This is a genomic window from Spirosoma flavum (assembly GCF_042686045.1).
In the GTDB taxonomy this organism is placed as follows: domain Bacteria; phylum Bacteroidota; class Bacteroidia; order Cytophagales; family Spirosomataceae; genus Spirosoma; species Spirosoma flavum.
In genome coordinates this window covers 1,076,885-1,103,629 of sequence record NZ_JBHUOM010000023.1, presented here as the reverse complement: position 1 = coordinate 1,103,629, position 26,745 = coordinate 1,076,885, and the positions used below count along the sequence as shown (strand labels likewise).

24 protein-coding genes are annotated in these 26,745 nt (G+C 46.1%); 5 read left to right on the top strand and 19 right to left on the bottom strand.

Annotated features, from left to right (window positions below; translation table 11 throughout):
* Nucleotides 1–16 precede the first annotated feature (16 nt).
* On the bottom strand, nt 17–955 hold the full coding sequence (locus tag ACFS25_RS25385) for a DUF389 domain-containing protein (protein ID WP_381506642.1): 939 nt from the start codon (nt 953–955) through the stop codon (nt 17–19).
* Nucleotides 956–1,066: 111 nt separating this feature from the next.
* Here ACFS25_RS25385 and ACFS25_RS25380 point away from each other — a divergent pair, with 111 nt between their 5' ends.
* On the top strand, nt 1,067–2,596 hold the full coding sequence (locus ACFS25_RS25380; RefSeq protein ID WP_381506639.1) for an amidase: 1,530 nt from the start codon (nt 1,067–1,069) through the stop codon (nt 2,594–2,596).
* A 105-nt stretch (nt 2,597–2,701) separates the two neighbouring features.
* On the opposite strand, the gene ACFS25_RS25375 is transcribed toward ACFS25_RS25380, so the two are convergent.
* The 6 genes from ACFS25_RS25375 to ACFS25_RS25350 all read right to left on the bottom strand — a co-directional run bounded on the left by ACFS25_RS25375 (nt 2,702) and on the right by ACFS25_RS25350 (nt 9,787).
* Nucleotides 2,702–3,256 carry a hypothetical protein gene (locus tag ACFS25_RS25375; protein ID WP_381506637.1) on the bottom strand — a complete coding sequence of 185 codons (555 nt, stop codon included), beginning with the start codon at nt 3,254–3,256 and terminating at the stop codon, nt 2,702–2,704.
* Between the two features lie 191 nt (nt 3,257–3,447).
* Nucleotides 3,448–4,680 carry an MFS transporter gene (locus ACFS25_RS25370; RefSeq protein ID WP_381506635.1) on the bottom strand — a complete coding sequence of 411 codons (1,233 nt, stop codon included), beginning with the start codon at nt 4,678–4,680 and terminating at the stop codon, nt 3,448–3,450.
* Between the two features lie 107 nt (nt 4,681–4,787).
* The gene (locus tag ACFS25_RS25365; RefSeq protein WP_381506634.1) at nt 4,788–6,485 is read right to left on the bottom strand and encodes a sodium:solute symporter family transporter; all 1,698 of its coding nucleotides are present in this window, start codon (nt 6,483–6,485) and stop codon (nt 4,788–4,790) included.
* 200 nt (nt 6,486–6,685) lie between these two features.
* Nucleotides 6,686–7,102: a flagellar hook assembly protein FlgD gene (locus tag ACFS25_RS25360; protein ID WP_381506631.1), complete on the bottom strand. Its 417-nt coding sequence runs from the start codon at nt 7,100–7,102 to the stop codon at nt 6,686–6,688.
* Between the two features lie 114 nt (nt 7,103–7,216).
* Complete coding sequence (locus ACFS25_RS25355) at nt 7,217–8,464, bottom strand: MFS transporter (RefSeq protein ID WP_381506629.1); 1,248 nt, start codon at nt 8,462–8,464, stop codon at nt 7,217–7,219.
* A 54-nt stretch (nt 8,465–8,518) separates the two neighbouring features.
* Nucleotides 8,519–9,787, bottom strand: a complete 1,269-nt coding sequence (locus ACFS25_RS25350; protein ID WP_381506627.1) for an MFS transporter — start codon at nt 9,785–9,787, stop codon at nt 8,519–8,521.
* 535 nt (nt 9,788–10,322) lie between these two features.
* On the opposite strand from ACFS25_RS25350, the gene ACFS25_RS25345 reads away from it, so the two are divergent.
* The gene (locus ACFS25_RS25345) at nt 10,323–11,702 is read left to right on the top strand and encodes a hypothetical protein (RefSeq protein ID WP_381507089.1); all 1,380 of its coding nucleotides are present in this window, start codon (nt 10,323–10,325) and stop codon (nt 11,700–11,702) included.
* Nucleotides 11,703–11,726: 24 nt separating this feature from the next.
* Here the strand turns inward: ACFS25_RS25345 and ACFS25_RS25340 are convergent, their stop codons facing one another.
* The 8 genes from ACFS25_RS25340 to hemA all read right to left on the bottom strand — a co-directional run bounded on the left by ACFS25_RS25340 (nt 11,727) and on the right by hemA (nt 17,929).
* Nucleotides 11,727–12,668: a hypothetical protein gene (locus tag ACFS25_RS25340; RefSeq protein WP_381506624.1), complete on the bottom strand. Its 942-nt coding sequence runs from the start codon at nt 12,666–12,668 to the stop codon at nt 11,727–11,729.
* Nucleotides 12,668–13,225 carry an NADH-quinone oxidoreductase subunit B gene (locus tag ACFS25_RS25335; RefSeq protein WP_381506622.1) on the bottom strand — a complete coding sequence of 186 codons (558 nt, stop codon included), beginning with the start codon at nt 13,223–13,225 and terminating at the stop codon, nt 12,668–12,670. The genes ACFS25_RS25340 and ACFS25_RS25335 overlap by 1 nt, the downstream gene beginning before the upstream one ends.
* Before the next feature lies 1 nt (nt 13,226).
* On the bottom strand, nt 13,227–13,778 hold the full coding sequence (locus ACFS25_RS25330; protein ID WP_381506620.1) for a hypothetical protein: 552 nt from the start codon (nt 13,776–13,778) through the stop codon (nt 13,227–13,229).
* Nucleotides 13,775–14,242, bottom strand: a complete 468-nt coding sequence (locus ACFS25_RS25325; RefSeq protein ID WP_381506618.1) for an NADH-quinone oxidoreductase subunit A — start codon at nt 14,240–14,242, stop codon at nt 13,775–13,777. Before ACFS25_RS25325 ends, ACFS25_RS25330 begins: the two co-directional genes overlap by 4 nt.
* A gap of 97 nt (nt 14,243–14,339) precedes the next feature.
* A complete protein-coding gene (locus ACFS25_RS25320) occupies nt 14,340–14,945 on the bottom strand; it encodes an outer membrane beta-barrel protein (protein WP_381506615.1) in 606 nt (201 codons plus the stop codon).
* Between the two features lie 128 nt (nt 14,946–15,073).
* Entirely contained in the window at nt 15,074–15,634 is a 561-nt protein-coding gene (locus ACFS25_RS25315; protein WP_381506613.1) for a YqgE/AlgH family protein, read from the bottom strand.
* A 299-nt stretch (nt 15,635–15,933) separates the two neighbouring features.
* Nucleotides 15,934–16,527: a DUF4230 domain-containing protein gene (locus ACFS25_RS25310; RefSeq protein WP_381506611.1), complete on the bottom strand. Its 594-nt coding sequence runs from the start codon at nt 16,525–16,527 to the stop codon at nt 15,934–15,936.
* Nucleotides 16,528–16,630: 103 nt separating this feature from the next.
* A complete protein-coding gene (gene hemA, locus ACFS25_RS25305; RefSeq protein WP_381506608.1) occupies nt 16,631–17,929 on the bottom strand; it encodes a glutamyl-tRNA reductase in 1,299 nt (432 codons plus the stop codon).
* Nucleotides 17,930–18,282: 353 nt separating this feature from the next.
* Here hemA and ACFS25_RS25300 point away from each other — a divergent pair, with 353 nt between their 5' ends.
* Nucleotides 18,283–19,476 carry a sensor histidine kinase gene (locus tag ACFS25_RS25300; protein WP_381506606.1) on the top strand — a complete coding sequence of 398 codons (1,194 nt, stop codon included), beginning with the start codon at nt 18,283–18,285 and terminating at the stop codon, nt 19,474–19,476.
* A 58-nt stretch (nt 19,477–19,534) separates the two neighbouring features.
* On the opposite strand, the gene ACFS25_RS25295 is transcribed toward ACFS25_RS25300, so the two are convergent.
* A complete protein-coding gene (locus tag ACFS25_RS25295) occupies nt 19,535–20,083 on the bottom strand; it encodes a hypothetical protein (RefSeq protein ID WP_381506604.1) in 549 nt (182 codons plus the stop codon).
* A 38-nt stretch (nt 20,084–20,121) separates the two neighbouring features.
* Between ACFS25_RS25295 and ACFS25_RS25290 the strand changes: the two genes are divergently transcribed.
* Nucleotides 20,122–21,270 (top strand): acyl transferase, encoded by a 1,149-nt coding sequence (locus ACFS25_RS25290; RefSeq protein ID WP_381506602.1) that lies wholly within the window; start codon nt 20,122–20,124, stop codon nt 21,268–21,270.
* Between the two features lie 76 nt (nt 21,271–21,346).
* On the opposite strand, the gene ACFS25_RS25285 is transcribed toward ACFS25_RS25290, so the two are convergent.
* Nucleotides 21,347–22,498 carry a sigma-54-dependent transcriptional regulator gene (locus ACFS25_RS25285; protein WP_381506599.1) on the bottom strand — a complete coding sequence of 384 codons (1,152 nt, stop codon included), beginning with the start codon at nt 22,496–22,498 and terminating at the stop codon, nt 21,347–21,349.
* 248 nt (nt 22,499–22,746) lie between these two features.
* On the opposite strand from ACFS25_RS25285, the gene ACFS25_RS25280 reads away from it, so the two are divergent.
* The gene (locus tag ACFS25_RS25280; RefSeq protein WP_381506597.1) at nt 22,747–23,694 is read left to right on the top strand and encodes an alpha/beta hydrolase; all 948 of its coding nucleotides are present in this window, start codon (nt 22,747–22,749) and stop codon (nt 23,692–23,694) included.
* A gap of 88 nt (nt 23,695–23,782) precedes the next feature.
* On the opposite strand, the gene ACFS25_RS25275 is transcribed toward ACFS25_RS25280, so the two are convergent.
* Both ACFS25_RS25275 and uvrB read right to left on the bottom strand, forming a co-directional pair.
* Nucleotides 23,783–24,319 (bottom strand): DUF2911 domain-containing protein, encoded by a 537-nt coding sequence (locus tag ACFS25_RS25275; RefSeq protein ID WP_381506595.1) that lies wholly within the window; start codon nt 24,317–24,319, stop codon nt 23,783–23,785.
* 216 nt (nt 24,320–24,535) lie between these two features.
* On the bottom strand, nt 24,536–26,557 hold the full coding sequence (gene uvrB, locus ACFS25_RS25270; RefSeq protein WP_381506592.1) for an excinuclease ABC subunit UvrB: 2,022 nt from the start codon (nt 26,555–26,557) through the stop codon (nt 24,536–24,538).
* Between the last annotated feature and the right edge of the window lie 188 nt (nt 26,558–26,745).

Here is a 26,745-nt window from a genome sequence, read left to right as displayed (position 1 = left end):
AAGGGTTATAAGCGTATCAGGCCACTGGTCGGCGATGGTGAAAGAACCGCTGCTTGGCCCAGAATACCAATCCGCAGGCTAACAAAATTAGGGCGATGTCGAAGCCGAAGCGTTGTAAACCCTGTCCTGCCAGATCATAGCGACCGCAGACTAATCCGATACCAATCATAGCGGCAGCGTTGATAATAACCATGGCAATTAACGCTCCCGCTATGACACTCTTACGAAACGACGACATGATGATGGCTCCGGCCAGCGTGCCGCAAATTGACAGTAGTGTGTCGACAGCGGTGGGGTTTGCCAGATGATATACTTCGGCACTGCCCGCAAATTTACTGATGTCGGTTTCGCCGATGGTTTGCAAAAACCAGAAAGTCAGTGACGAAGACGCAATTATGGTGGTGTAGCCTACCAGTGATGACATAAGTGCCCGTCCCATTACTTGCCAGCGACGTAGCACTACCGATAGGGCTATACCGGCGATCGGCTCAAAACCGGGGGCGATTATAGCAGCCGCCACAAATGGCATAACCTGTCGCGTTGGCTCCGATACAATACCTATCGTGGCCATAATGCCGCCCAGCGCCATCAGCACCAAAAAATTGGGCGAGATGCGTCCCTGGCTTCGCATGCTTGTTTCGATTTCCTCCCAGATGGCCTCATCAGCGTCATTTTCGAGTTTTTCGGCTTGATTTGATTCAATCATACTCTCCGTTAGCGATGTACTAACTAGATAAGGCGCATTGCCATAGTGATTTGCCAATATCCCCAGCACTTTGTCGGCTCCTTTGTTAAGCAGTTGCACAGATAAAGCATCTCCTAAAACATTACCGATGGGTTTGTGAGACGTGCCGGGGGAAAGTGCCAAGCCGATAACCTCATCAATTTTGAGCAGGTCGGCCATCACAGCGGTTGTTTTATCGGCAGGAAGTTGAATCTGGAACGTATGATGCATAGGGTTGATTACTGTGGAAATCTAACCGAAGGCACTCGGTAAATGTTTGATGAGCAGGCCAATCACAACGGTTGAAAGATTGGTATATTTGGCAAACCGCGAAGCCTTTTTATGCACACCTCTCGCTCCAAAACCCTGTCTTTTGACGAATATGTCAAACACGATGCTACGGCCCTATCCGAGCTTGTTCGTGCTGGCGATGTTACACCTGCTGAACTTCTCGAAACGGCTATTGCCCGCGCCGAAGCCGTTAATCCGCAAGTAAATGCTATTGTAACGCCACTGTACGACAAAGGCAGAGAAATGGCGAACAAACTGCCTCAATCCGGTCCGTTTCGCGGAGTACCGTTTTTGCTTAAAGATTTGGAATTTGAATGGGCGGGAACACCTATGAAGTCCGGTTCTGCCGGGTATCAGAATTATGTTTCCGAGAACGACAGTGAAGTTGTCAAACGCCTGAAATCGGCTGGTTTAGTCTTCTTCGGTAAAACCAATACGCCCGAGTTTGGCCTGACGCCTTACACTGAATCAAAATTATATGGTCCGGCCCGTAACCCCTGGAAACTAACTCATTCGCCGGGTGGATCGAGTGGTGGGTCGGCAGTAGCGGTGGCGGCTGGAATTGTTCCGGCTGCAACGGCTTCGGACGGTGGCGGGTCCATTCGTATCCCGGCGTCCTGTTGTGGACTATTTGGCTTGAAACCCTCGCGGGGGCGGGTTACACTTGGGCCGCGTTTTGGCGAGTTATGGAATGGAGCCGTTGTTGGCCATTCCGTTACGCGTAGTGTCCGTGATAGTGCGGGCTTGCTCGATGTCATTGCGGGCGGTCCATTGTATCAGCCATTCGCAGGTGATCCTTATGGCATTGCCCCACCTGTACGCCCGTTTAGTGAAGAAGTTAGTCGAGAACCGGGTAAGCTGAAAATCGCTTTCTCCACTCAGTCACTGATGCCCGCCCAACCCGTTGATCCGGAATGTATCAAGGCTGTGCTGGAAGCGGTTCGCCTGTTAGAAAGTTTAGGTCATATTGTAGAAGAAGTGCCGCTGCCCTACGAGAAATCACTTGTTACCGAAGCGTTTTTCCTAAGTGTACTAAGCGAAACGGCGGCTACACTTCGGGAGTTAGGCAATTACTTGGGCAGACCTGTTCGGCGTGAGGATGTAGAACTGAATACCTGGGCTCAGGCTCGACTGGCCGAAGGGTTCTCGGCAGTAGATGTAGCGTATCAAAAACGTCGCTGGAACACGCTTAACCGAAGTATGGGGCAATTGCATGAAACTTACGATTTGTTTCTGACGCCAACCTTACCGCGCCCACCCATTGCTATCGGAACGTTTCAGAACACGTCATCGGAGCAACGACTGCTCAAATTAGTGGACTCGCTTGGTGGGTTGAAATACATGAATGGTAGCAAAACGGTAAGTGATCTTGCCGAACGTTCGCTGGGATACATCTCGTTTACGGTGATCACAAACATGACTGGTCAGCCGTCCATGTCGGTGCCGCTGCACTGGTCGGCTGATGGCTTACCTATCGGGGTCATGTTCGCAGCCAAAATCGGTGATGAAGCAACTTTATTTCGGCTAGCGGGGCAATTAGAGCAGGCTCAGCCGTGGTTTAACAAACGGGCAGTTTTGTAGGATTATTTAGGCTCCGTCAGCTGTTATATATTTATAAATATACCATAGCCGACAAGTGATCAGATTAACAATCGCTTGCATGGAAAAATATAACGACTCCACTTCTCAAAAACGGTAACCAGCACTCAAACCCACCGTTGAAAGGGTACCTACTAAATTAGAAGTTAATAGGTTGCTCGGAAGCATATTACCGCCTGTACTAGCCCGTACCCCCACAACAACGCGGGAAGTTAAAGAGTACTCGTAACTACTCCTTAAAGCCAAAGCTAAGTTATAGGTGTGGCTATAGTTTCTGGTGAATGAGATGTCTGCAAGCTGTTGCCCGCCAACCGTAGTTGTGCCCATTAAATTTTCCACAACACCGTCTCTGGTATACCACAAAGAAAGGCCTGCCCCAATTCGGAAAGCGTGCCGATTACTTCTCAGTAAATTATACATGAATGTCAAATCAGCCGCAACAAGTTGGGAGCGATCGCCGGAAAAAAAAGATTGAAAAGGCGTAAACTGCTCACGAACATAACGATTAGTATAGCTAACTCCCCCTTCGACAAGCCATCTACTGTCGGCTAAATTTCTGGCGTAGATGAGGGAATATTTGAGGACTGGTGATTGTGGCCGTTGATCTCCTTTCACGTAGAGAGCTTCTAGATGAAACTGCACTGAGTTTTTATAGGTAGGCACTTGAGCGTTACTCAAATAATAAACGAAGCAGAATAGAAAACTAAATAATAGTCTTTTCATCATTGAGTTTTAGAGATAACATAGAAGACCCCAAAACTACCGTTCAGGTTGTTATGCAAGTAGCAAGATAGTAACATATGCAAGAATAGACTGCCAATTTTAACTTCAGTCTACTCTGTATAATCTAACTCTTTCCCAAACGTCTCTTCTATTGTTGCCAGCGACCAGAAACCCAAAGCGAAGCACACAAAGGCGATTACGGCTCCTGCTTCCAATACACCAATAACAGGTTTCATGGCCTGAAAGGCTGGAATCGTGAGCAGAGTGGTGGCACGGACATTATTTGCAACAGATGTGGTAGCCGTAGCGCGGAGATTGGTGCCAAAACTCTCGGCTGTAATCGTCAGGAACATAGCAATATAGCCAATGCCAAAGCCCATCGCGAGGCAGATGCCGTAGAACGTACTAGCTGAGGTAATACCACCAGACAAATAAACTATGACAAAAACAAACGTCAGGCCCATCATCAGGCCGATGGCTTTCCGGCGAGAACGCAGCCACTGACTTAGAATACCACTGACCAGATCACCAATAACGGTGCCCACATACGTAAACATCACACATCGGCCCGGCTGGATGGCTTCGTCAATACCCAACGCCTTACCAAACTCATTGCCGAAGGTTGCCAGAATGCCGATGACCAAATACGTTGGTAACGAAATTCCCATGCAGCGGAGGTATCGAAACAATCGTTCACGACCCTGAAATAACGCCCAAAAATTACCGCGTGTTACATTCGTACCCTGCACTCGCTTAAACATACCTGATTCCAGTACGCTTACCCTCAGAACCAGCAGCCCTAAACCTAAGCCGCCACCAATAAAATAAGTCGTACGCCAGTCAAAAAGGGAAACGGTAAAGTAGGCTACTACGGCACCAAGCAGACCAACACTCGCCACTAACGACGAACCATAGCCGCGTAGGTTTGGCGGTAAAATCTCGCTTACAAGCGTAATACCCGCCCCCAACTCACCCGCTAAACCCAGACCCGCCACAAACCTAAGAATGGCGTAAAGTTGTGGATCATGTACAAAGCCGCAGGCAAGGTTAGCGAGCGAATACGTGATGATGCTACCGAAAAGCACCGAAAGTCGTCCGCGTTTATCGCCCAGAATGCCCCACAAAATCCCGCCAAGCAACAAACCCGCCTGTTGGAAATTCAATATTCGGCCACCAATAACCGAAATGTCAGCTTCGGATAAGCCTAGTTCTTTCAGGCTTGGCACCCGCACGATGTTAAATAACAAGAGGTCATACACATCCACGAAATAGCCCAGAGCGGCTACAATAACGGGTAAGGCGAAAAGCGGACGGAGAGAGGTTGGCGTAGTGGCAGAGGTCATTTTACGGTAAGCAATTAATTGGTGCCAATCAGAAACGCCGGAAGCAAGACCGTGAGCTTTTTCATTAGCTTATTGTCTTGCTTCCGGCGTTTTTTCTTACGGATTTATTACCACAATCGAACGTATAGGACTGTGATGAGTAATATAATAATAACGGCTAAAGCTGTTGCGGATGGTGCCAGACGAAACATGCTGGCATCGATTGCAAAGGCTTTGGGATTAATAGCCGGACCTACCAGACTAATAGCAACCATAAGCAGTATGGTGAAGAAGAAAGCCCAACCCATGCAGATAAGGAATGGAATCTCGAAGCCACCGTTGCCGTTAGGATAGGCCGTATATAACAGCGTTTCGTGACCAAATAAATCTGGAGCATAATTGTTGAACAGGACAGCCAGTGCAAAACCTCCCAAAATACCCGCCACAGCAGCCGCACCCGTGGTACGCTTCCAGAAGAAACCCAAAATAAATACAGCAAAAATAGCGGGACTAAGATACCCTGTGTATTTCTGGATAAACGTAAAACCGCCTTCTCGGCCAATACCCAATGCATCTTGCCACGTTAGGGCGATAGACAACAGCATGGCCGCAAAAATAGCGATCCGTCCTATCCACACCAATTGCGTTTGGGTAGCGTCTTTCTTTATGTATTTCTGATAAATGTCGAGCGTAAAAATTGTCGAAATTGAATTGGCTTTTCCAGCTAGAGAGGCTACTATAGCTGCTGTTAGAGCCGCCATCGAAAGTCCTTTAAGACCATTCGGCAGGAAAGATAAAATAGCTGAATAAGCATTGTCCGCGAGAAGTTTGCCGCCCGGTGCCATCTCGTTTTGAAGGCCACCGTTTTTATACAGCACATAGGCCGCAATACCCGGCAGCATTACAATGAGGGGCATGAATATTTTTAGCAACGCGGCAAATAGAATACCTGTACGGGCAGTTTTCAGGTCGGCGCCAAGTGCACGTTGGGTAATATACTGATTGCAACCCCAGTAGTTCAGGTTTACAATCCATATCCCGGCAAAATACATCGCCATACCCGGCAAGGTCAGGTATTTGTTGATGTCAACCTGCGAAGTGTTAGGGCCGGGCTTCTCGAAAATCATGTGGAAGTGATCGTCGGCATCGCCCATCATCGCCGAGAAACCAGCAATAACGTCGTTGCCAAGACCGAACTTCTGGCTCACTAAAGTAAGAGCAATATAAGAAGTTACCAAGCCACCTATGATGAGTACCGCCACCTGTACTACGTCTGTATAGCCAATTACTTTCATGCCACCCAGCGTGATAATAATGGCGAACACGCTGAGGCCAACTACGATAAAATGGAACGAGTCGCCCCCAACTAACGTGCTGATTGCTAAGGCTCCTAGGAAGAGGATGGATGTTAAATTAACGAATACATACAGAAACAGCCAGAAAATGGCCATGATAAGACTCACCGTTTCGTTATACCGAGTTTTCAAAAACTGCGGCATTGTATAAATGTGGTTTTTGAGGTAAATGGGCATGAACCAGATAGCCACAATAATTAAGGCAATAGCCGCAAACCATTCATACACAGCAACCGCGACCCCGAAGGTGAAACCGTTACCTGACATGCCAATGAACTGTTCGGCTGAAATATTTGAAGCAATCATTGAGGCCCCGATAGCCCACCACGTTAGCGATCCTTCGGCCAGAAAGAAGTCTTTAGTATCAAGTTTAGTCGTCTGTTTACGTTTGTAAATCCAGTATCCATAGCAGGAAACGCCAACGAGGTACAGGAAGAAAATAATGTAGTCTGTTTGGTTAAGTTGGTTCATTGGAGCCTTAAGGAAATGAGTTTTGGAAATCAGCCTGTAAAAAAGCAATTAATTCTTCAAATCGGCTTAATCTCGGATAAAATCATTTACATATTTGTAAAACCAGTACTAGTCGCGTTAGGAATAGTAACGAAATAGCCTGTTATAAAAAAGGCACGGAGTGAATTCCGTGCCTTCGAATGCCTGTATAAAAAAGAAGCTTACTTGATGGCAATGAGCCGCGTTGGCTGCGTAGCTTCTAGGGTTGGCGTCGAGAGTTTGAAGCTGATTTCTTCTTTTTGGCTACCCGCCGATATACGGAATGTGTACTTTCCATCGCTGAGCTGACTCATGTCAAACTGTTGACGGACGGCGCTTTGCTTACTGTTTTTTCCACATAGCGTTTCCTCGAAAAGGATCTGCCCATTTTCATTAATCATCGTAAGGTTGACTTTATTCTCCGCTTGATATTTCTCCAGACACAGCCAGAGTTTAGAGGCATCAGCAGCGGGGAACATGGCTACCGTAAAGGCGGCTTTCGCTTGTTTTTTGTCATCTCCGGCTAGTCCAGGTGATGATACAGCTACTGTCAGAGATACGAATAAAGCGCAGGCGAGTAGTTTGAATGACGTTTTCATTGTGTTGAAAAGATTAAGTTGGAAACCTTTATTGTCAACTCAATGATGTCGGTAAACTCGCCAGTCGCAGGAGTTCTGGAGCAACGGCTCAAAAAAATGATAAGCGGTTAATTGTCATTCTACGAAGTCCAAATCCTTTCCAAACGTTTCGTCCATACGGCTAAGTGACCAAAAAGATAGTCCGTAAACAACGACGCCCAATAACCCAGCCGCGACCAGCGCACCCAATGAAGGTTTGAGTGCCTGAAACAGTAATGTCATCGGAATCAGGGTGCCACGTACTACACTCGGCACCGAAGTAGTGGCTGTATTGCGAAGATTAGTGCCGTATAACTCGGCCACCATCGTCAGAAACATAGCAATATAACCTGTGCAAAAACCTGCCAGCAGACAAACTACATAAAGGCCGTCTGCCGTGTGAATACCTCCGAATAAATAAACGCCACTCAGCAAAGCACTGAAAATCAACAAACCTGTAATGGCTTTTAGACGCGATTGAAGCCATTGGCTCAACGGTCCACTTAGCAAATCACCCCCGGCCAGCCCGACGTAGATCATCATGACGCAACGGCCGGGTTTCACCACTTCATCAATACCCAATGCCTGGCCAAACTCGTTAGCAAAAGTGGCTAAGATGCCAACAATAAACCAGGTTGGAATGCCTACGGCCACACAGCGTAAGTATTTAATGGCCTGCGGCCAACTGGTAAAAAAGTAAAGAATATTGCCCCGGCTTACCTCCTTATGCTCGGTCTTCATTCGGTTGAAAACGCCTGATTCAAAGACGCTTACACGCAGTATGAGTAGAGCAATGCCCATGCCTCCTCCCACCCAGAAAGCCGTTCGCCAATTGAAATACTCAACGGTGAGATAGGCTACGCCCGCGCCGAGGTAACCAATGCCGGCTACGATAGATGAGCCATAACTTCGAATTTCTTTCGGCAGAATTTCAGATACGAGTACTATTGCAGCCCCTATTTCACCTGATAAACCAACACCGGCCACAAACCTAAGGAAGGCGTAGGTATTCACATCCTGCACGAAGCCGCAGGCAATATTGGTTAGCGAATAGGTAACTATACTACCGAAGAGCACCGACATTCGTCCGCGTTTATCGCCTAATGCGCCCCACAGAAACCCACCTACCACTAGTCCGGCCTGCTGACAGTTCAGAATAAACGTACCAGCCTTAGACACGTCAACCTCCGACAACCCCAGCGATTGCAGACTCGGTACGCGCACAATGCTGAAAATGAGCATGTCGTAGACATCTACAAAGAAACCCAATGCCGACACAATTACCGGTAGGGCAAATAACAGACGGAATGAAACGCGGGGTGGAGTGGGCGATATGGTCTGCATGAAAAAAAAGAGGAGAGCGCGAAGGGAAAAAGATAGGAGAGTACAGGTCTTCGCTTATTCCTCTAAATAATTTAAATCCTTGCCGTGCGTTTCGGGGATGGTCAGGATTGAATAAAAGCCGATTATAAAGCAAACAAGTCCTACCACGGCTCCGGCATTGATAATATCTAACGATGGTTTAAGTGCCTGATACGAAATTGTCATTGGGATGACTAGACCACGCACCATATTAGGGACAGTGGTAGCCGCAGTAGCCCGGATATTAGTGCCAAACTGTTCGGCGCCAATAGTGACGAACATGGCCCAGTAACCAATGCCGAAACCCATTGCCAAACACAGGCTATAAAGTGCCGTTGCGCTGTTAATGCCAACGTACAGGTAAACCAAACTAAACAGGAGGGCAATGGACATTAGTAGTGCGACGGCTTTTTTGCGCGATTCCATAGCCTGACTAATAAAGCCACTGCTGAGGTCGCCCACGGCTAGCCCAACGTAACACCACATGATGGCCAAGCCCGGTTGGATTTCTTCGGCGATACCCAGTGCTTTACCAAATTCATTACTAAACGTGGCTAGAATGGCGATGACAAACCACGTAGGGAGGCCAATACCAATGCATTTAAGGTAGCGGCTTAGTCGGTTGGCGTTAGTGAAAAATGACAGAAAATTGCCCCGGCTAACGTGCTTTTGATCAGTTACGTTTTTAAACATACCCGACTCGACCACGCCTACCCGCAACAGCAGTAGGCCGAATCCCAAGCCTCCTCCTATAAGAAAGGCTGTTTGCCAGTCAAATAATTTGACTGTAAAATAGGCTACTACCGCTCCGGAAAGGCCGATTCCGGCTACGAGCGAGGTGCCAATGGCTCGTTTTTCTTTTGGCAGAACTTCGCTAACGAGGGTAATACCTGCGCCTAACTCACCAGCCAGCCCAATGCCCGCCACAAAGCGCATTAAGGCATAATAGGTAGTTGGGTCCATAAACGTAACATGCTTAATGAAGCCGCAAGCAATATTGGCGATTGAATAAGTAATGATGCTGCCAAATAATACAGAAAGCCGCCCACGTTTATCTCCCATAATACCCCATAGGATACCACCCAGGAGCAATCCACCCATCTGCCAGTTTATAATGCTGGCTCCAACAGTCGAGATCTGGTCGGGGGTAAGGCCAAGATCTTTTAGGCTTGGCACCCGAACGATACCAAAAAGTAGTAAGTCATAAATATCAACGAAGTAACCCAGAGCAGCTACAATGACGGGCAGGCCAAACAATCCAGCCGTAGGAGTTTGTGGTTTAGACGAAATAGTAGGAACAGCCATGCGGCAAAATCGGTGGTTTAAAAACGAAACGGTTCTGCAATTATACGAAATGACCAAAGAAGATTGTGTAGAAAGACAAATTCGATACAAATCATTATTAGATTGGTACGATTAAGGTATAGCTTTTCAAATCGTATCAACACGTACGTTATATTTCTGACTTTACTGATTTTTGACTAAGATAATTTATGAAAAACTGCTATTATTGAATAAATTTTGACTAAGTTGTTCAAGCATAGTAAGTTATAGAAAGCTGAATGGTGATTTCTCCGTATGACCCTTCTCGTCTAGCTTACAGGTCTAGTTATTTTTTATTTAGCAGACTCTGTCTATCTACCGAACAATTACCCAGGTGTCATTCCTTGCTACTTGTGATCACTAACTGAGGTATTTATCCATTTTACTAGCCAAGTCAATATCTGCGAAACCTTTGGGTTAAACGTTGTCGTAAAATCAGTAAAGAACATAAATTCTCCACTGCGCCGGTCTAATAGAGACTTGTTTAAGTCCGCCAACCTGAATTCTCTATAGCTTGATGACACTATCGACGACTCAAACGCACTTTTCCAACATCTCGGTTATAACCAGAGATAACAAGCTCTACCGCCAGTACTTTTTAGCCATTTGGGCCTTTTATTTACTAATTGCAAGTTTACTCGCTATACTAGTACGGTACGGAGTCATGGACGAAGATTTTCATCTGGCAGCCAGCCGTTCTTTTGCCAACTTTGGTGTTAACCCAACTACCCTAAGCAACCATGTACCGCCAACTGGTGTAGCCAGTCATATTTGGTTCGCCTTATGGATATGGTTATTTCCTGGTATCAACTACATCGGTCTTCGTCTCATTACTTGCGCAGGAATAGCGATATTGGCAGGCTGTACATTTGTCCAGCTTAAGAATATCTCCGTTGTTTCGCAGAGAAAAATTGTGGCGGTCAGTTTATTTATGCTGGCTTTCCCTTATTTCTTTTTGAGCGTCTCTACAGTCATGACTGAAGGCCCGGCGCTGCTATGTTTATTTGCAGGGCTTCTACTACTTTTTGTCTCACGACTTCAGCACCTGTTACCTTTTTTTCTGGGCTGTTTACTGCTGGGATTTACGACGATAGCGCGCTTTTATTTTATTCCTCTACTGCCTGCTCTGGTTATCGTTTTGCTACTATCCCACTGGAGACGGTATGTACAACACGGCTTTAAAAGCATAGGAGCTGCTAAAGTGCTGATGTATTTAGCCATAGGCGTAAGTCTGCTGCCTTTGGTTGGTCTGATCTTTCTTTGGCGGGGCCTAACTCCACCCGCCTTCAATCAATGGTCAATTTTGCGTTCCGGTATTAGTTTCAATGCATTTCGTCCCTTTTCTACATTGGCAATAACAGGCGTATATATTGCCCCCGTTGTGCTGCTTAATATATCTTTGACATCTGCGTTACTGGTACGTACATTGAGTATCGCATTATGTCTAGCACTGATTTTGGCTGTATGTGAAATTAATCTTTTTCACGATTCTTTATCAGTCAGTAATGTATTCAGTGGCCCTATTGAACACAGTTTGGCTTGGATAAAATCAAAAGGTGATATGGCACTATATATGGGCCTGTTCACTATTTACAGTCTAAGTTTGTTTAGTCTGGCGATTGTTATAAAGTGGACATTTTATTATATCCGAAAAAAAGACTTTTCGGACAAGGGACTGTTATTTTCAGTCGTTTTTGTGTTTTTCTTTGTCGTTTCTCAGGCGTTTGTTGGTGGAAATCACCCATTCTTTGAGCGTTATCTTTTCCACCCCTGGCCCTTTATTGGTTACATAATAGTATCGATGTTTCCTGGATTTCTGAACGTCCGAACCTATTTAGCTCTGGCAGCCTACACGCTATTATCAGTAATAATTTTAACGAAGTGGGGCATAGTATAAACCCAAAACGTACCTATTCATTAACTATAATTCGAGGGCAGTTAATGGGGTGTTTTCGTCTGGTTCGGTAGCTGGCTCGACTAGTGATGTTGACCGCGAGGCAGGGGTGGGCTTCGGAAGCGTTTGATAGCTATTGTAAGCTGTTCCTAACCACCAGACTTTTAAACTCACGCGGGCAAAAATCAGCGTTTGCTGAATGAGAAACATTATCAGAATCGTTAGCCAGCCGCTCATCAGAACCGCTTCGTCCAGTAAAAAGTAAAGTCCGAATAGGCCGGTGCCCAGTAAAATGAGCAGCCAATACAAGCCATACGTTTGGCCTAAGTTCCGCATTACCAGTCGTCCGGCTTGCCCAAAAGCGCGAAAGGCGTTATGCCCATCTTCCCGGAACATCAACACTTTTGCATAGTCGCCAATGCACAGTAGGAGGGTAGCCGTGAGTGCAAACAGGGTGAAGAATCCAGCTCCAATCCAGAACAAGCCACGTTCTGTAAGTGTGTCGCTGAGGGAAATGCCAACCAGTGACCCAACGACCAGCCAAAGCCCCGCCCCAACCAGTACAAACAACAGGGTAACGCCGAAAAGCCGCAGAAACCTTGCTAGGTAGTGAGTACATCCCTGCCAGAACATCTCGCCGTTGAATTTGGTATTTGGCTGCGAAAAGCGCAATAAGATTCCACCGGCAAAAAAGATACTCAGAAACACATACAGAATACCTAACCAACGCCCAACGCTCATAAGCGGAGAAATGGTCCGTCCGCTGCGGTGCATAAAATCGGAAAAGACAGTATAATCAAAACCGTCCAATAGATTCAGAAAGGCCAGCGAATTTTGGTCTTCTATTTTGAGTGTATTGTAGAACGGTAACGCAACTAATAAACCCAGTACCAATGTAATGCCGTAAATCAACCACAAGAGCCGTACTGAGCCAATTGTTTGGCGAAGGGTGGTAAACAGGACGTTCATCAGGAAGCAGTTGAGAGGTTGTCGGATAAAGGAATATCTTGGGCAGCTTGTTGATCTGACTCACTATTTCCGAGCAATGGGTGTTCTGTTCTGATTTTTTCCTGCAACCTCAGGAAACCATCAATCAGAGCTTCGGGGCGTGGTGGACAGCCGGGTACATACACATCGACCGGAATAATGCGATCTACACCTTTTACTACGTGATAGCCATGTTGCCAGTAAGGACCACCACAGTTAGAGCATGACCCCATTGAAATAACATAACGAGGTTCAGGCATTTGTTCATAAAGTCGCCGGATTCGGTCGGCCATTTTATACGTCACCGTACCGGACACAATCATAATATCTGACTGTCGGGGAGAAGGACGCGGGAAAATGCCGAAGCGTTCGAGGTCGTAATTAGCGGCAAAAGCCTGCATCATTTCGATCGCACAGCAAGCCAGTCCGAAGCTCATAGGCCACATCGATTTCTCACGAGACCAGTTCAATAGTTCTTCAGAATGCATCAGAATAACGCTGGCTTCACCGGTTTTGTCGGTTGTTGACTGAGAGGTCATCTTACTGTGAGTTTTTAGGCAGACGGTTAATTAGATCCTGCTGGTAGCGCATACTATAGGGTTCTAATTGCCGGAGCAGGTTACTGTTGTTATACGGACGAACAACCCGGCTGGTTGCATTGCCGATGGCCGAACCGAGTAATAGCCCACCAGCTGCCCCACCAGCCGCGGCAAATGTAAGGGTTACCCCATGTGCGACAGGACTTCTTGTTGGATTTTTTTGTAATGACTGTTCAGCTAAAAAGCTGACTATCAGACCACCAACAATAGCTCCCGTCACGTTCACCGTTGTCTTACTATTTCGACGAATCACCACCTTTCGAATAGCATCAAGCGGAATAGTTTCTACCTGTCTGGGTGAGTTTCGTTCGTGAATAATATACAGATAGGTATCGTTTATGTCATCTAACACACCACGAAAGCGATGTCCCCGTGTAGTAACAACCTTAATCCGATAGGCATCAATAGCGGGTTTTTGAGCAAACAAAGTACCAGCTATCGACAGGATCAAGAGCATTGTCAGACACAAACAACGCAGCAGAAACTGGTTCAACGTTTATAGCGTTCGTTTACCTGTTGATACAATTTCGTTGGGACCTTCGTTTCCATGGTAGGAATTTTTGGCTGTGGTTTAACCCAATCAAGGTAGCCTTTTGCCCAGACATAGGCAAGTCCTAATGCAAGAACAGCGACGAACAAAAAAGCTTCGGTCAACGCAAACCATCCCCACAAACCACCCGTAGCGTTGATGAGTTTTGCCTGACCGAATACCGTTGCCCATGGGAACAGAAAGACCAGTTCAACATCAAACAGTACAAAGACTAGGGCCACTACATAAAATCGAATGTTAAACTGCACATTGGCATTGCCAACTGGCTCCTCGCCCGATTCGTACGTACTGTTTTTCTCGACGTTTGGCTTATGAGGACGCAGCAAACGTGCCACAAAAAGTACTACGGCAATAAATGCGAACGCAGCCAGAATAAATAGTAAAATGATACCGAAATGGGAGAGCATAAATTCAGTCGGTATGTTTTAAAACCGCCTACTTACGGTCTTCGTGCATTCGCAGTAAAATAAAATAGCTGAAAGCCGAAAAGTGTAGCGGCTCAGCCTATTTCTTCTTTTTAGGAAACAAATTATACACGATTGATATCTGAACGTTTCGGTTATAATAGGCTGCTGTTGCTTCGGGCGAGACGTTGGTAAGACCATGTACGTAACGAATGTGCAAGCTGCATTTATTAAGCATATCCAGAAAATCGTAGTGTATACCTACAACTACACCCAGGTCATTTTGGGCACCAGGACCGTTTGTTGACCCTGAATTGAGGGCGTAACTAAATTCAGGTCCGGCTTGCAGGGTTAGACCTTCAGTCGGTATATAGCCTAGTAGAATGGGCAGACAAGCGTAATAATACGAATGACTCGTTGTTGACCGTCCGCCAACTTGCTCTACCTGAAATGTACCCCCTTTAATAGCCAGCAGTGCTTCGGGCTGAAGCACCAGTCGATTGTAGCGGTATCGATACATGACGCCTAAATTTGGCTGTAACGCCCGCTTTGGAATGTTGACACTTGTTCCTGTAATGGTTACCTGCGTGAATGAAGCACCTAGTTTCAAGCCAAAGTGGCCGCCGACGGGTTTGTCACTTTGTGCCGATGTAAGCAGGGGAGAAGTTACTAAAAAAAAGAAAAGTAAAAGACGATACGTGTGCATACGGGACAGTTAAAAGGTAACTAACCTTTCGATAACGAGTTTTTATCCGAAACGTCGGACTGCCGTAAAATTGGCGAAAAAAGTTAAGAAATTGTCGTTAGCCTTGTTTGCCTGTATGATCTGAACCCTTAATTAAGGCGAGGGTCAACCGGATAATGGGCAATGGATTTGTATTCACCTCCCTTGCGTTTGAGAACTTCGCGCCAAAATTCGGTTGTTGGCGTATCGAATAGAAAGTCTGCCTGGGTTCGGCTGATAATCCACGCTTTTTGCCGTAACTCGCCGTCTAATTGACCCTCATCCCACCCCGAATAGCCGATAAAAAAACGGACATCTCGCTCGGTGAGCGTGCCTAGATTGACGGCTTGCTTGATTTGCTCGAAGTCGCCACTCCAATATAATCCATCAACTATACAAATCGAGCTATCAATCAAATCGGGCCGACGGTGAATAAAATGGAGCGTGTTTTGCTGAACGGGACCACCCACAAATAGTGGCAAATCGGTGTGGATGTCTTCAATAACGTCACCGAGGTGAACATCTGTCATCTGATTCAGTACCAGTCCAAACGTGCCGACAGCATTATGTTCGCAGATAAGCACCACACTACGGTCAAAGTTAGTGTCGCCCATAAAAGGTTCGGCAATCAATAAATCTCCATTCTTGACGGTTGGCGAAGACGTGTTCATAAAGCATAAAAGCAGTTAACGATTCATGTAAAAACGCGATTTCTCAGAAGGATATTAGTTAAAAACTGTTAAATATGCCCTTTGGTGCAGAATAACGGCTTTATCGCTGATTTTTTACCGCAAACTTATTGACTGGATTAGCTAACTGATATTCGCCGGGAAATTGCTCATAACTTCACCCTTTTATTGTTTTGGTGGTACGTGAAGCAAAAAAGAAACCAGCGACTTTCTATGAAGCTACTATTTTTCATGCCGATTTCTGCATAGGCATCACGCTGTTGATCAGGGTACTATTTCGCCTAGTCCCGAAAGAGTAACCTGATCTTTTTACCGGAAATGCGCTCTAACAAGGGACGTAACATCTGGTTGGCATTCCGGCGGGTTTGGTCGAGAATGCCACCGTTTAGCGCCGATTGTTTAACTTGGTGTTCGGCTTTGCGATAAGCATCACTCACTAATTGCGATTCGTTCAAAAACGAAAATCGAGTATCGTAAACCCGCGAGCGCTCATGGTTGATTTTCCAGCCGCAAAGTTCAGGCTGAGGTAATTGTACCGTAACTGAATCGCCGTCTGTTGTAACATCGTCAACCGTGATTTGGGTTAAATCAAGGCAGCCGGTAGCTTCTCCCTCTACAATCAAAACGGCGTTTGCATTGGGCAAAAACGTGTTGACCTGTTCATGTTCGACAATGTCTTTAAAGGTGTATTTTACTAATTCCAGTTTACCCAACGCCTTGATTTCTTTCAGGACGATGCTCTGCGTGGTGTTCTCCCCGCGCCGGAAACGACTCATGAAAGTATTCCCACGGATTTGTTCCCAAATAGCAATTAGACCTGCTACCAGCACGGCAACGAGAAACAAGCGAAACAGGGTATTAATAAGTCGGGACATATTTCTCTAGTTAGTATTAGTAGCCGGACTTCGTAAGTAGTAACGAAAAAAACTCCCAAACCGCTACCGATTCAGGAGTTTTACTACTATGAAAACGTATTACTTAATAGGAATGCTTCTGTTCATCAACTGACTGTTTTTCTAAATCAAATAAATCGTTTAGAACGTCGATAAGCGTTTCGGCTTCGCCCCGTTTGCAGGCTGCTTTGAGTTGCAACACGGGTAGTTTAATGATTTTCTGCATGATACCCCGCGTAATTTTGTCCACTTTCTCAGACTCATCGGGGGTCAAGTGCTTCATATAACGGGCAATTTCGTCACGACGAATTTGCTCCAATGCATTTTTAAGTTTATTGATCGTCGGCGATACGACCATCTCTTTAGACCAGTCGCCAAACTCGGCTACGGCCTGTGTCACTATTGCTTCGACTTGTGGAATAGCCGCTAAACGTTGATTCAAGGCTTCGTCGGCACGGTTGCGGATGTTGTCAATATTATACACTAACACACCCGGAATTTGCTCAACAGCGGCATCGACGCTGCGAGGAACGGATAAGTCAATGAAATATTTAAACGTCAGAACAGTAACGTCCCGGAGAAGTTCGGGTGTAATAAGCGGATCATCACGCATTACCGATGAAATGATTACATCGGCCCGCCGAATTTCGTCGGTCAGATTCGCAAAGTCAGCCATCCGAAAGCCGTATTGACTGGCCAGGACTTCGGCCTTAGCCTGCGTGCGATTGCAAAGGGTGATATTCGCTTGTTTATGATTTGCTTCAGATCGGGCTTCTAGATTTTTACAAACGTCAGTCCCGATTTCTCCCAGGCCGATAACCAGAATGTTGGGATTCTGATTCTCACCAATCAGTTCATCAATCAACTCCACAGCCGCATAAGAAACCGAAGCGGCTCCATCGCGAAAGGGAGTTTCCTGCGCTACCCGTTTGTTGGTAAAGAAAATTGTGTGCATCAACCGGTGTAAAAATGGACCGGCCATATCTAAATCGGCTGACCATTGGTACGATTGCTTCACCTGATTCGGAATCTGCATGTCGCCAACAACCTGAGAATGCAAGCCGACACATACTTCAAACAAGTGCCGAACCGCTTCATCGTGAACGCCGAAAAACTGGAAATAAGGCAAATAGTTATCGGTATCGGTCAAACCTTTCTCAATGAGCAACAGCCGGGCAATGTCAGCGCTCAAGTCTTTCTCAAAGGCATAATAGACCTCCGTACGGTTGCAGGTTGAAATAACAAGCAAGTCCGTCAACCCGAAAAAATCCCGCAGCCGAAGCATAAGTCGCTTAGCCTCGTCTTCGTTAAGTGCAATTAGCTCCCGCACCTGAAGGGGTGCCGTTTTGTACGATAAACTAATTGATTTGAAGGTATCTAACATTGTAGTAAATCACGCATATTGGCCAGAGGCCTTGACAAAATTACGGCATAATTGCGGTACATGGATATACCGGATACCATCGAATTTGCTATTTAGAATACGTCCAAATAATTAGGTGTATTCTTCGCTCAATCCTATTCAAATTTATAACGCTACGGCTCTGTTGGTGGTTCGGGTTTGTACAATTAAACTGCTTTTAACGTTTACTAAATAAGGTCGCGTTTAAACGCTGATAGGGTAGTAGGCAGGCCGCCTATTTAGTTGCTCAATGGCCTTACTTTTGTGATATGATGAAGGGCTGCTTTTGGGTAAGAGTGGTTTTAACCGCTAAAGCAGATAGGTAGCGAAAGGATATGCTGAAGTCGTTTGATATTTACAGTCAGAATAATATTCTGAAAATTATTGTTGCTCTAAATCTGCTTCTGGTTGGAACGGGTTCACTGCTTTATACCGACCGGCTGATTAGTAAGCTTGAGATCAGGGAGCAGCAATATGTACAACTCTATGCTAAAGCAATAGGGTATTTAGTGGATACCAGCCACGTTGATGCGGGTGATCTCAACTTTGTTACAAGCGAAATTCTGGAAGCTAATAAGACTATTCCGGCTATTTATATCAGCCCAGATGGTCAGATAGCTATGCAGCGAAATATAGATATTCCGGTTAATCAAACACCTGAAGAAACGCGACAGTTTTTACGGCAAAAAACATATGAGATGCGGAAGAATCATATGCCAATAGTCGTTGAGATTGGTAAAGGCGAGCGTGGATTAGTTTATTACAACAACTCAAGGCTACTTCGACAGTTAACCTATTTCCCATACGCACTTCTCACTATTCTGGCGGCTCTAAGCGTACTAGCTTATTTGGCGTTTAGTTCATCGCGTCGGGCCGAGCAAAACCGTGTCTGGGTTGGGTTGGCCAAAGAGACGGCTCACCAGCTGGGTACACCTATGTCGTCGCTGATGGCGTGGGTTGAGTATATGCGTTCCGACCCTGAGCAGTTCGATGGGTCTATCACCGATGAAATTGAGAAAGATGTTCAACGCTTAGAAACCATTACGGCGCGTTTTTCGAGTATTGGTTCTGTTCCAACGTTGAAAGAGGAGGACGTAAATGAGGTAGTTCGGCAATTTACCGATTACCTGGCAAGGCGTATTTCAACAAAAGTAAAAATGAGTGTTACCAGCCAGTTGCCGCCCGGTCATATGGTTAAAATCAATAAATTACTATTCGAGTGGGTAATTGAAAACATCTGCAAGAATGCCGTAGATGCTATGAAAGGCGTTGGCGAACTGCGGCTAAACATGGTATCACTGCCGCATCAGGAAGTAGCCATCGACATCACCGATACAGGGAAAGGAATTTCTAAAGCTACTATGCAAAAAGTGTTCTCACCAGGCTTCAGTACCAAAAAACGTGGCTGGGGTTTAGGGCTGACGTTAGCCAAACGCATTGTAGAAGAGTACCACAATGGGCGACTTTTTGTAAAGAGTTCAGAAGTCGGGAAGGGAACGACCTTCCGTATCGTGTTGAACGGAAAGTGATAAATAAATTAGCCTGCCTATGTTTAGCGTTTAAACCCATAACCACGAGCAAGTTAATTTATCGTGGCAACGGAAACGGTACCGATATAGTGTCAGTTTCGATAATGTTGCTGACATTAAGACTGCGGTCTCGAATTTCGATCTGAAATTTAGTTGGATAAAGTTTATAACTAGTACCGTATTGAAAGAGTTGGTTAAAATCCAGAGAACCCTCAATGGCTCCTTTGGGCTTACCTTTTGTAAGATCGGGAATAAAGAGAGTCGTATTAACTTGCTGAGGCAATTCTTTATAGGTGTTATCTATTAATTGAAAGGTACGAATCCGGTAGCTGCCCCATCCACCATTTGATGCATACATAGTTGAATCCGTCTTGGGTAACGGTATGCTATTGCCGATGTTGCCATCACCATCTTTGAAGCCAATCGTGATAACGACGGAATCCCTTTTGCCCTTACCCACTCCTTTGCTCGCTTCAATTGTGTAGCGGAATATCCCTTTGTACTCAATAGCAGGGGTATTGGAGTAATTTGGTTCGTTGAAGCAGGACGATAACGTGAGTGCTATTCCTATTACGAAGATATACGGTTGAATTAGTTGCCGTCGCATATTGTTGTACTCGTTGTGCAATAAACGTTTTTGTTACTTTGTCTTTTTTATCAACACTCTCAGCCGAGACTGCTGCACTCCGGCAATCACTCCGGCAACAAATTCTGACACTTAGTTCCGGTCTGCCAAACCGTGAATCATTCGAGCCGCTGGCTTTGGCTGTTTTCCGCTATCAGGCAGTTCACAACCCTATCTACGCAGCTTATCTGCACCACCTGAATATTCTACCGCAAGGGATTACTGATGTAAATCAGATACCGTTTATGCCGATTGGTTTTTTCAAAAAACATGTCGTTCTAACGGGTTTTAATGCTAATCAGAAACCAGAAAGCACTGAGGTATTAACCTTTGCCAGCAGCGGCACCACCGATCAGAGTGACGGACCAGCTTCAACCAGTAGCCATTTTGTGCCCGATTCGGCACTCTACGACGCTGTCAGCACCCGGATTTTCGAGCAGACATACGGTCCACTGCACAATTTCCATATCCTGGCTCTGCTACCATCGTATCTTGAACGAAATAACTCGTCGCTGGTGTATATGGTTCAGCGATTTATGGCGCAAACTAAATCAAATCAGTCTGGTTTTTTTCTTCATAACTATCATGAATTGACAGAACGCTTGAGGCAACTGGCTCAACAACCTGACCAAAAACAGATTCTGCTCATCGGCGTTACGTTTGGCCTGCTGGATTGGGCTGAATCGGAAACGGACTTATCATTTTTGGGCCAACTTGCCGAGTTGATTGTTATGGAAACGGGCGGTATGAAAGGCCGACGGAAAGAACTTCTGCGCGAAGAGGTACATGAAATTCTAACGGAGCGGTTAGGCGTTAGGACAATACACTCAGAATACGGTATGACAGAACTGCTTTCTCAAGCGTATTCGGCGGGAGCGGGTGTGTTTCGGCCAAGTTCAACTCTGCGTGTAATTCTGAGGGACATAAATGACCCGTTTTTGCTTTATCCCGATGATTCTTCCCATCCTGGCGAGCGTCGCACCGGCGAACGTCGCACTGGCGGTATCAACGTTATAGACTTGGCGAATCTGGATTCGTGTTCATTTATCGAAACTCAGGATTTAGGTCAATATATTGACGCAGAGGACGAGACCGAGCAAGGTAACTTCCGTGTTATTGGCCGCTTCGATAATTCTGATGTGCGGGGATGTAATTTAATGGTCTTATAAAAAATCGACTTTTCTCTTTTCTATAAGACAGACCATCAGCTGTTTGCGAAAGTACAAATGGCTGATGGCCATGTATTTAGGCATAGGCTTTCACATCCTCCAGTACGATTTCATCTCCACACATGATAACCAATCGCTCGATAACGTTACGTAATTCGCGCACATTACCCGTCCAGGGTAGCGACTGTAGGTAATGCATGGCTTCGGGTGTGAGGTCTTTAACCGGTGCACCATATTCGGTGGCTATATCGTGGAGGAATTTATCGGCTAAAAGTGGAATATCGAACCGTCGTTCAGTTAATGGCGGTACGTGAATCATAATCACGCTCAGCCGGTGGAATAAGTCTTCCCGGAAGTTTCCATTCACAATCTCCTGACGCAGATCTTTATTCGTTGCCGCAATAACCCGCACGTTAACCTTGATTTCTTTGTCGCCCCCAACGCGCGTAATTTTATTTTCCTGCAAGGCCCGCAACACTTTTGCCTGTGCCGACAGGCTCATATCGCCAATTTCGTCGAGAAACAGCGTGCCGCCATCGGCTTGCTCAAACTTGCCAACACGCCGGGCTGCGGCTCCGGTAAATGCCCCTTTTTCGTGGCCAAACAATTCACTTTCAATGAGTTCGCTTGGAATCGCTGCGCAGTTTACCTCTATTAACGGCTGGTTGGCACGGCTTCCTTTCTCATGAATCTGTTTGGCAACCATCTCTTTCCCTGAACCGTTAGCACCTGTCACGAGTACACGTGCTTCGGTGGCAGCTACCCGATTAATCGTATCTTTAACTTTCTTGATTGAATCGGATTCTCCGACGATTTCATTCAGTTTATAGATACGCTTTTTGAGTGTTTTGGTCTCTTGTACTAGTTTCGCCCGATCGATAGCGTTACGAACAGTAATCAGCAGACGATTCAAATCGGGGGGTTTGGTAATGAAATCGAAGGCACCACGTTTTGTGGCTTCGACAGCGTTTTCGACGTTACCATAGGCCGAGATCATGATAATCTGAGTACTTTTTTCGGCTTCATTGACTTTCATGAGCAGTTCAAGTCCATTCAGTTTGGGCATCCGAATATCGCATAGTGCTACATCGTAGCTTGTGTGCAAGATCATGTCCAGTCCTTCTTCGCCGTCTTTTGCTTCGTCAACATCGTAGCCTTCATACTCTAAAATATCGCGTAGAGCCGCCCGAATAGGTTTTTCGTCGTCCACGATAATCAGTTTGGCCATACAACTGGGATAAGTTTAAACAATGGATTAGTATAGGCCCGAAAATAGGGGATTTTGCATCGGCATCCGTTATAGCGCGAATGAAATTTGATAAATTCTCTTTTCTTTTTCATAAAACGCAGGATAAACACACGCTCAGCCTGTGTTTATCCGTACTTATAAATAAAAGAGTCAATTCGAGAGCCGGTTACGTATGTGAAGGTTGTTTCATGATAAATTCACCACTATTCATTCATCCCACTAAGCTAATGTTTTTACGCAGTTTGCTGATTTGTTCATTGCTGGCCCTTTGTGCAATAAAAACCCCCGCCCAATCGCGCCGACGTGCGCAGCTTACCTCTTCGCAAACCAATGGACCTGTGCCGGTTGTGTCTGCTCCGCAAGCCCGTTTGCTGGAAAGTATGATGATGAATAGTTCATTGATGAACCAGACCATTAAGTTTTCTATTTACCTGCCGCCTGACTACTATGTTTCTAACCGACGCTACCCAGTTGTTTATCTCCTGCATGGGCTTGGCGATAATGAAACCAGTTGGGTTCAGTTTGGCGAGGCTGACCGTATTGCCGATGCTGGAATTAAATCGGGCGAATTACCACCAATGATTATTGTGATGCCCAACGCGAACGCTACCTGGTATGTGAACGACTATCAGAATAAAGTCCGGTATGAAGATATGTTTGTGCAGGAGCTGATTCCGCACATTGACTCCTCATTCCGTACGCGTACACAGCGTGAATTTCGGGCCGTATCAGGTCTGTCGATGGGTGGGTTTGGGTCGTTGATGCTGGCTATGCATCACCCTGATCTGTTCAGTACCTGTGCCGCTTTGAGCGCAGCCGTTCGTACCGACGAGACATTTGCGAGCATTCCCGATGAGCGTTACAATACAGTTTACGCTCCTATATTCAGTGGGCCTGTAAAGGGCCAGGAACGTTTGACTGTTACCTGGAAGCGAAACAGCCCAATTACGTTAGCCAAATCGGCTCCCGACAGTGATCTGACAAAGGTGCGTTGGTATATTGACTGTGGCGACGACGATGCCTTAACCGTTGGCAATGCGATGTTGCATTTAGCCTTGCTCGACCGTAAAATTCCGCATGAGTACCGGGCCCGCGATGGAGCGCATACCTGGACATACTGGCGTACTGGACTTCCTGATGCGCTGAAGTTTATCGCGCTGAGCTTTCACCGATAAAGCGGAAAGAAAAACAAATTACCAACTGGTTTTACTAAAAAGCCGCGCAAAATATTCACTGCGCGGCTTTTTGGTAAGTTTTCCGCTGTTAATTATTGCCCCGTTTTTGAATTGGAACAATAACTTCTGTTTCATCCCAGGCCAGTACCATGTCTGTACCGTTGGCTGAGGGCCTGAAAGAAATGTAAAACTGCTCGGCTATTGGGCTATGCTTGTGTGAAGCAACTGGCACGCGCAGAATATCTTTTGTTTGATCGTAACTAGTTCCCCATTGGCCGGTTTCACTGTTGAATATAGCGATCCAACCGTCTGCCGAAGGGATGGTCCATAACGAATAGTCGCCTTTATCCAGGGGTTGCCCAGCCACGACGATATTTTGGTCGAAGTTGATAACCGTAGCTTCGTTGGCACCTGTGCGCCAGACTTTGCCGTACGGCACTAAACCACCAAAAATCTTACGTCCTTTCTTGTAGGGCTGGCAATAATCAACCTTTACTTTCAGGCCGTTCTGATCAATTTGGGCAATGGCTTCGGGACTGCCGGATTTGGTCCAACTGCGTAAGGTAAAGAAGCCAACGAGGGCCACAGCGGCAATAATACCGAGAATAATGAGAATGCGTTTCATGGGTATTCGGTAGTTTAAGCTGATAGGCTGCAAGGTATAAATATTTTATAACTTGCGAACTCTCCTGAGTTGCCCACCGAACCATAATGTCTAGAATAGATTATCCGCATGAAGCAGAAACAGTTGGGGATAAAATGCAATAAGGTGATATAGTTTCCTGCATCACCTTAAGGATGGGCTTGATATTTCTACCCGACTGTTATTCAAAAACGATCTTTACACCGTTTCCTTCTTTAATTTATCCCGCAGTTGAAACAACTCGTCGCGTAGACGTGCGGCTTCCATAAAGTCGAGGTCTTTGGCCGCGCGTTCCATTTTAGATTGCGTTTCGATAATGACTTTCTCCAAATCATTCTTACCCATATAACGCACTACTGGGTCGGCGGCAATGCGAATCTCGTCTGGTTCGACATAAAAATGCTTTGCCTTCGAGTCGGCTACAGTAGTCTGGCCCATAATGGCTTCGCGGGACTTTAGTACCGTTGTTGGTGTAATGCCGTTATCGATATTGTACTCCATCTGAATAGCCCGACGCCGGTTGGTTTCATCAATAGCTTTCGCCATTGAACCGGTAATTCTATCGGCATACATAATTACTTTGCCGTTGACGTTCCGGGCTGCACGGCCTATCGTCTGAATTAACGACCTGATATCGCGCAGGAACCCCTCTTTATCGGCATCCATAATCGCCACCAACGAAACTTCGGGTAGGTCAAGCCCTTCACGCAGCAGGTTAACACCCACAAGTACATCGAAATTGCCCAGCCGTAAATCGCGCAAAATTTCGACCCGATCAAGCGTTTTTACTTCAGAGTGAATGTATCGTGTTTTGATGCCCACCCGGTCGAGGTACTTGGTTAATTCTTCAGCCATGCGTTTGGTCAGCGTCGTTACCAGTACGCGTTCACCCGCTTTAATGCGGCCGTCAATAGATTCCAGCAAATCATCAATCTGGTTCAGACTTGGCCGCACCTCAATTTCAGGATCAAGCAAACCCGTTGGCCGAATAAGCTGTTCCACGACAACGCCTTCACTTTTGCGAAGTTCGTAATCCGATGGGGTAGCGGATACATAGATCGATTGACCGCATAAATCCTCAAACTCCTGGAATGTCAGTGGGCGGTTATCCATCGCCGACGGCAGCCGGAAACCATAGTCTACAAGAGCTGTTTTGCGGGAGCGGTCACCTCCCCACATGGCTCGAATTTGCGGAAGCGTCGCGTGGCTTTCGTCAATCACCATCAGGTAATCATCGGGGAAATAGTCGAGGAGGCAGAACGGTCGCTGGCCCGGTAGCCGCTTGTCGAAGTAACGGGAATAGTTTTCAATACCCGAGCAGTAGCCCAGTTCGCGCATCATTTCGAGGTCGAACTCGGTACGTTCACGAATACGTGTAGCTTCCATTTCCCGCAATTCTGATTCGAAATAGCGCACCTGTGCGACCATGTCGTCCTGAATTTGGTAGATGGCCCCATTGAGTGTATCCCGGCCTGTTACGAACAAATTTGCCGGGAAGATAGTGACCATGTTCTCATCCGACATTTTCTTTCCTGTGTTGGGATCGATGCGCTGGATGGTTTCAATTTCATCACCGAAAAAAATGACGCGGTAGGCAAAATCGGCGTAGGCAACGTAAAGGTCTACTGTATCACCCTTAACGCGGAAGTTACCACGCTGAAATTCGCCCTCCGTGCGGCTATATAAAATCCCGACTAACTGGTGCAGAAAGTGATTGCGACTCATCTGCTCGCCAACGCCAATACGCACCACATTTCGTTTGAATTCCTCAGGATTGCCCATGCCATAAATGCACGACACCGATGCGACCACAATCACATCGCGTCGACCACTCATCAGGGCCGAAGTTGCCGACAACCGTAATTTGTCGATCTCTTCATTGATAGCAAGGTCTTTTTCAATGTATGTATTGGTCGTAGCAATGAATGCTTCGGGCTGGTAATAGTCGTAGTATGAAATAAAATACTCAACAGCGTTTTCGGGAAAAAACTGTTTGAATTCACCGTAAAGCTGTGCTGCCAGTGTTTTATTATGGCTCAATACAAGGGTTGGGCGATTCGTTTGAGCGATGAGATTGGCAATTGTAAACGTCTTGCCGGAACCAGTTACGCCTAATAATACCTGTGAGGGTTCGCCTTCGTTCACACCCTTAACCAACTGTTCGATAGCCTTTGGTTGGTCGCCGGTTGGTTGAAATTCAGAGGTTAGTTTGAAGTTCATTGTTGCTGTTTATAATCTGGCTAATCTACGAAAATTCAGGGTGGATTACAAGGGCAGTTTTAACTTAACTCCATTTCGTATTGTCCTTTTCGAGTTTACTGAATTAACCGTTAGTAACTATAAATTGCCTAGAATGATTAACTATTTTTCTGACGCTCCTCTCTTGAAAAGGTACCAGTTTCCGTTCT

Coding starts and splice junctions, on each gene's coding strand:
- ACFS25_RS25385 (WP_381506642.1), bottom strand. CDS start 955: ATGCATCATACGTTCCAGATTCAACTTCCTGCCGATAAAACAACCGCT.
- ACFS25_RS25380 (WP_381506639.1), top strand. CDS start 1,067: ATGCACACCTCTCGCTCCAAAACCCTGTCTTTTGACGAATATGTCAAA.
- ACFS25_RS25370 (WP_381506635.1), bottom strand. CDS start 4,680: ATGACCTCTGCCACTACGCCAACCTCTCTCCGTCCGCTTTTCGCCTTA.
- ACFS25_RS25365 (WP_381506634.1), bottom strand. CDS start 6,485: ATGAACCAACTTAACCAAACAGACTACATTATTTTCTTCCTGTACCTC.
- ACFS25_RS25360 (WP_381506631.1), bottom strand. CDS start 7,102: ATGAAAACGTCATTCAAACTACTCGCCTGCGCTTTATTCGTATCTCTG.
- ACFS25_RS25355 (WP_381506629.1), bottom strand. CDS start 8,464: ATGCAGACCATATCGCCCACTCCACCCCGCGTTTCATTCCGTCTGTTA.
- ACFS25_RS25350 (WP_381506627.1), bottom strand. CDS start 9,787: ATGGCTGTTCCTACTATTTCGTCTAAACCACAAACTCCTACGGCTGGA.
- ACFS25_RS25345 (WP_381507089.1), top strand. CDS start 10,323: ATGACACTATCGACGACTCAAACGCACTTTTCCAACATCTCGGTTATA.
- ACFS25_RS25340 (WP_381506624.1), bottom strand. CDS start 12,668: ATGAACGTCCTGTTTACCACCCTTCGCCAAACAATTGGCTCAGTACGG.
- ACFS25_RS25335 (WP_381506622.1), bottom strand. CDS start 13,225: ATGACCTCTCAGTCAACAACCGACAAAACCGGTGAAGCCAGCGTTATT.
- ACFS25_RS25325 (WP_381506618.1), bottom strand. CDS start 14,242: ATGCTCTCCCATTTCGGTATCATTTTACTATTTATTCTGGCTGCGTTC.
- ACFS25_RS25320 (WP_381506615.1), bottom strand. CDS start 14,945: ATGCACACGTATCGTCTTTTACTTTTCTTTTTTTTAGTAACTTCTCCC.
- ACFS25_RS25315 (WP_381506613.1), bottom strand. CDS start 15,634: ATGAACACGTCTTCGCCAACCGTCAAGAATGGAGATTTATTGATTGCC.
- ACFS25_RS25310 (WP_381506611.1), bottom strand. CDS start 16,527: ATGTCCCGACTTATTAATACCCTGTTTCGCTTGTTTCTCGTTGCCGTG.
- hemA (WP_381506608.1), bottom strand. CDS start 17,929: ATGTTAGATACCTTCAAATCAATTAGTTTATCGTACAAAACGGCACCC.
- ACFS25_RS25300 (WP_381506606.1), top strand. CDS start 18,283: ATGCTGAAGTCGTTTGATATTTACAGTCAGAATAATATTCTGAAAATT.
- ACFS25_RS25295 (WP_381506604.1), bottom strand. CDS start 20,083: ATGCGACGGCAACTAATTCAACCGTATATCTTCGTAATAGGAATAGCA.
- ACFS25_RS25285 (WP_381506599.1), bottom strand. CDS start 22,498: ATGGCCAAACTGATTATCGTGGACGACGAAAAACCTATTCGGGCGGCT.
- ACFS25_RS25280 (WP_381506597.1), top strand. CDS start 22,747: ATGTTTTTACGCAGTTTGCTGATTTGTTCATTGCTGGCCCTTTGTGCA.
- ACFS25_RS25275 (WP_381506595.1), bottom strand. CDS start 24,319: ATGAAACGCATTCTCATTATTCTCGGTATTATTGCCGCTGTGGCCCTC.
- uvrB (WP_381506592.1), bottom strand. CDS start 26,557: ATGAACTTCAAACTAACCTCTGAATTTCAACCAACCGGCGACCAACCA.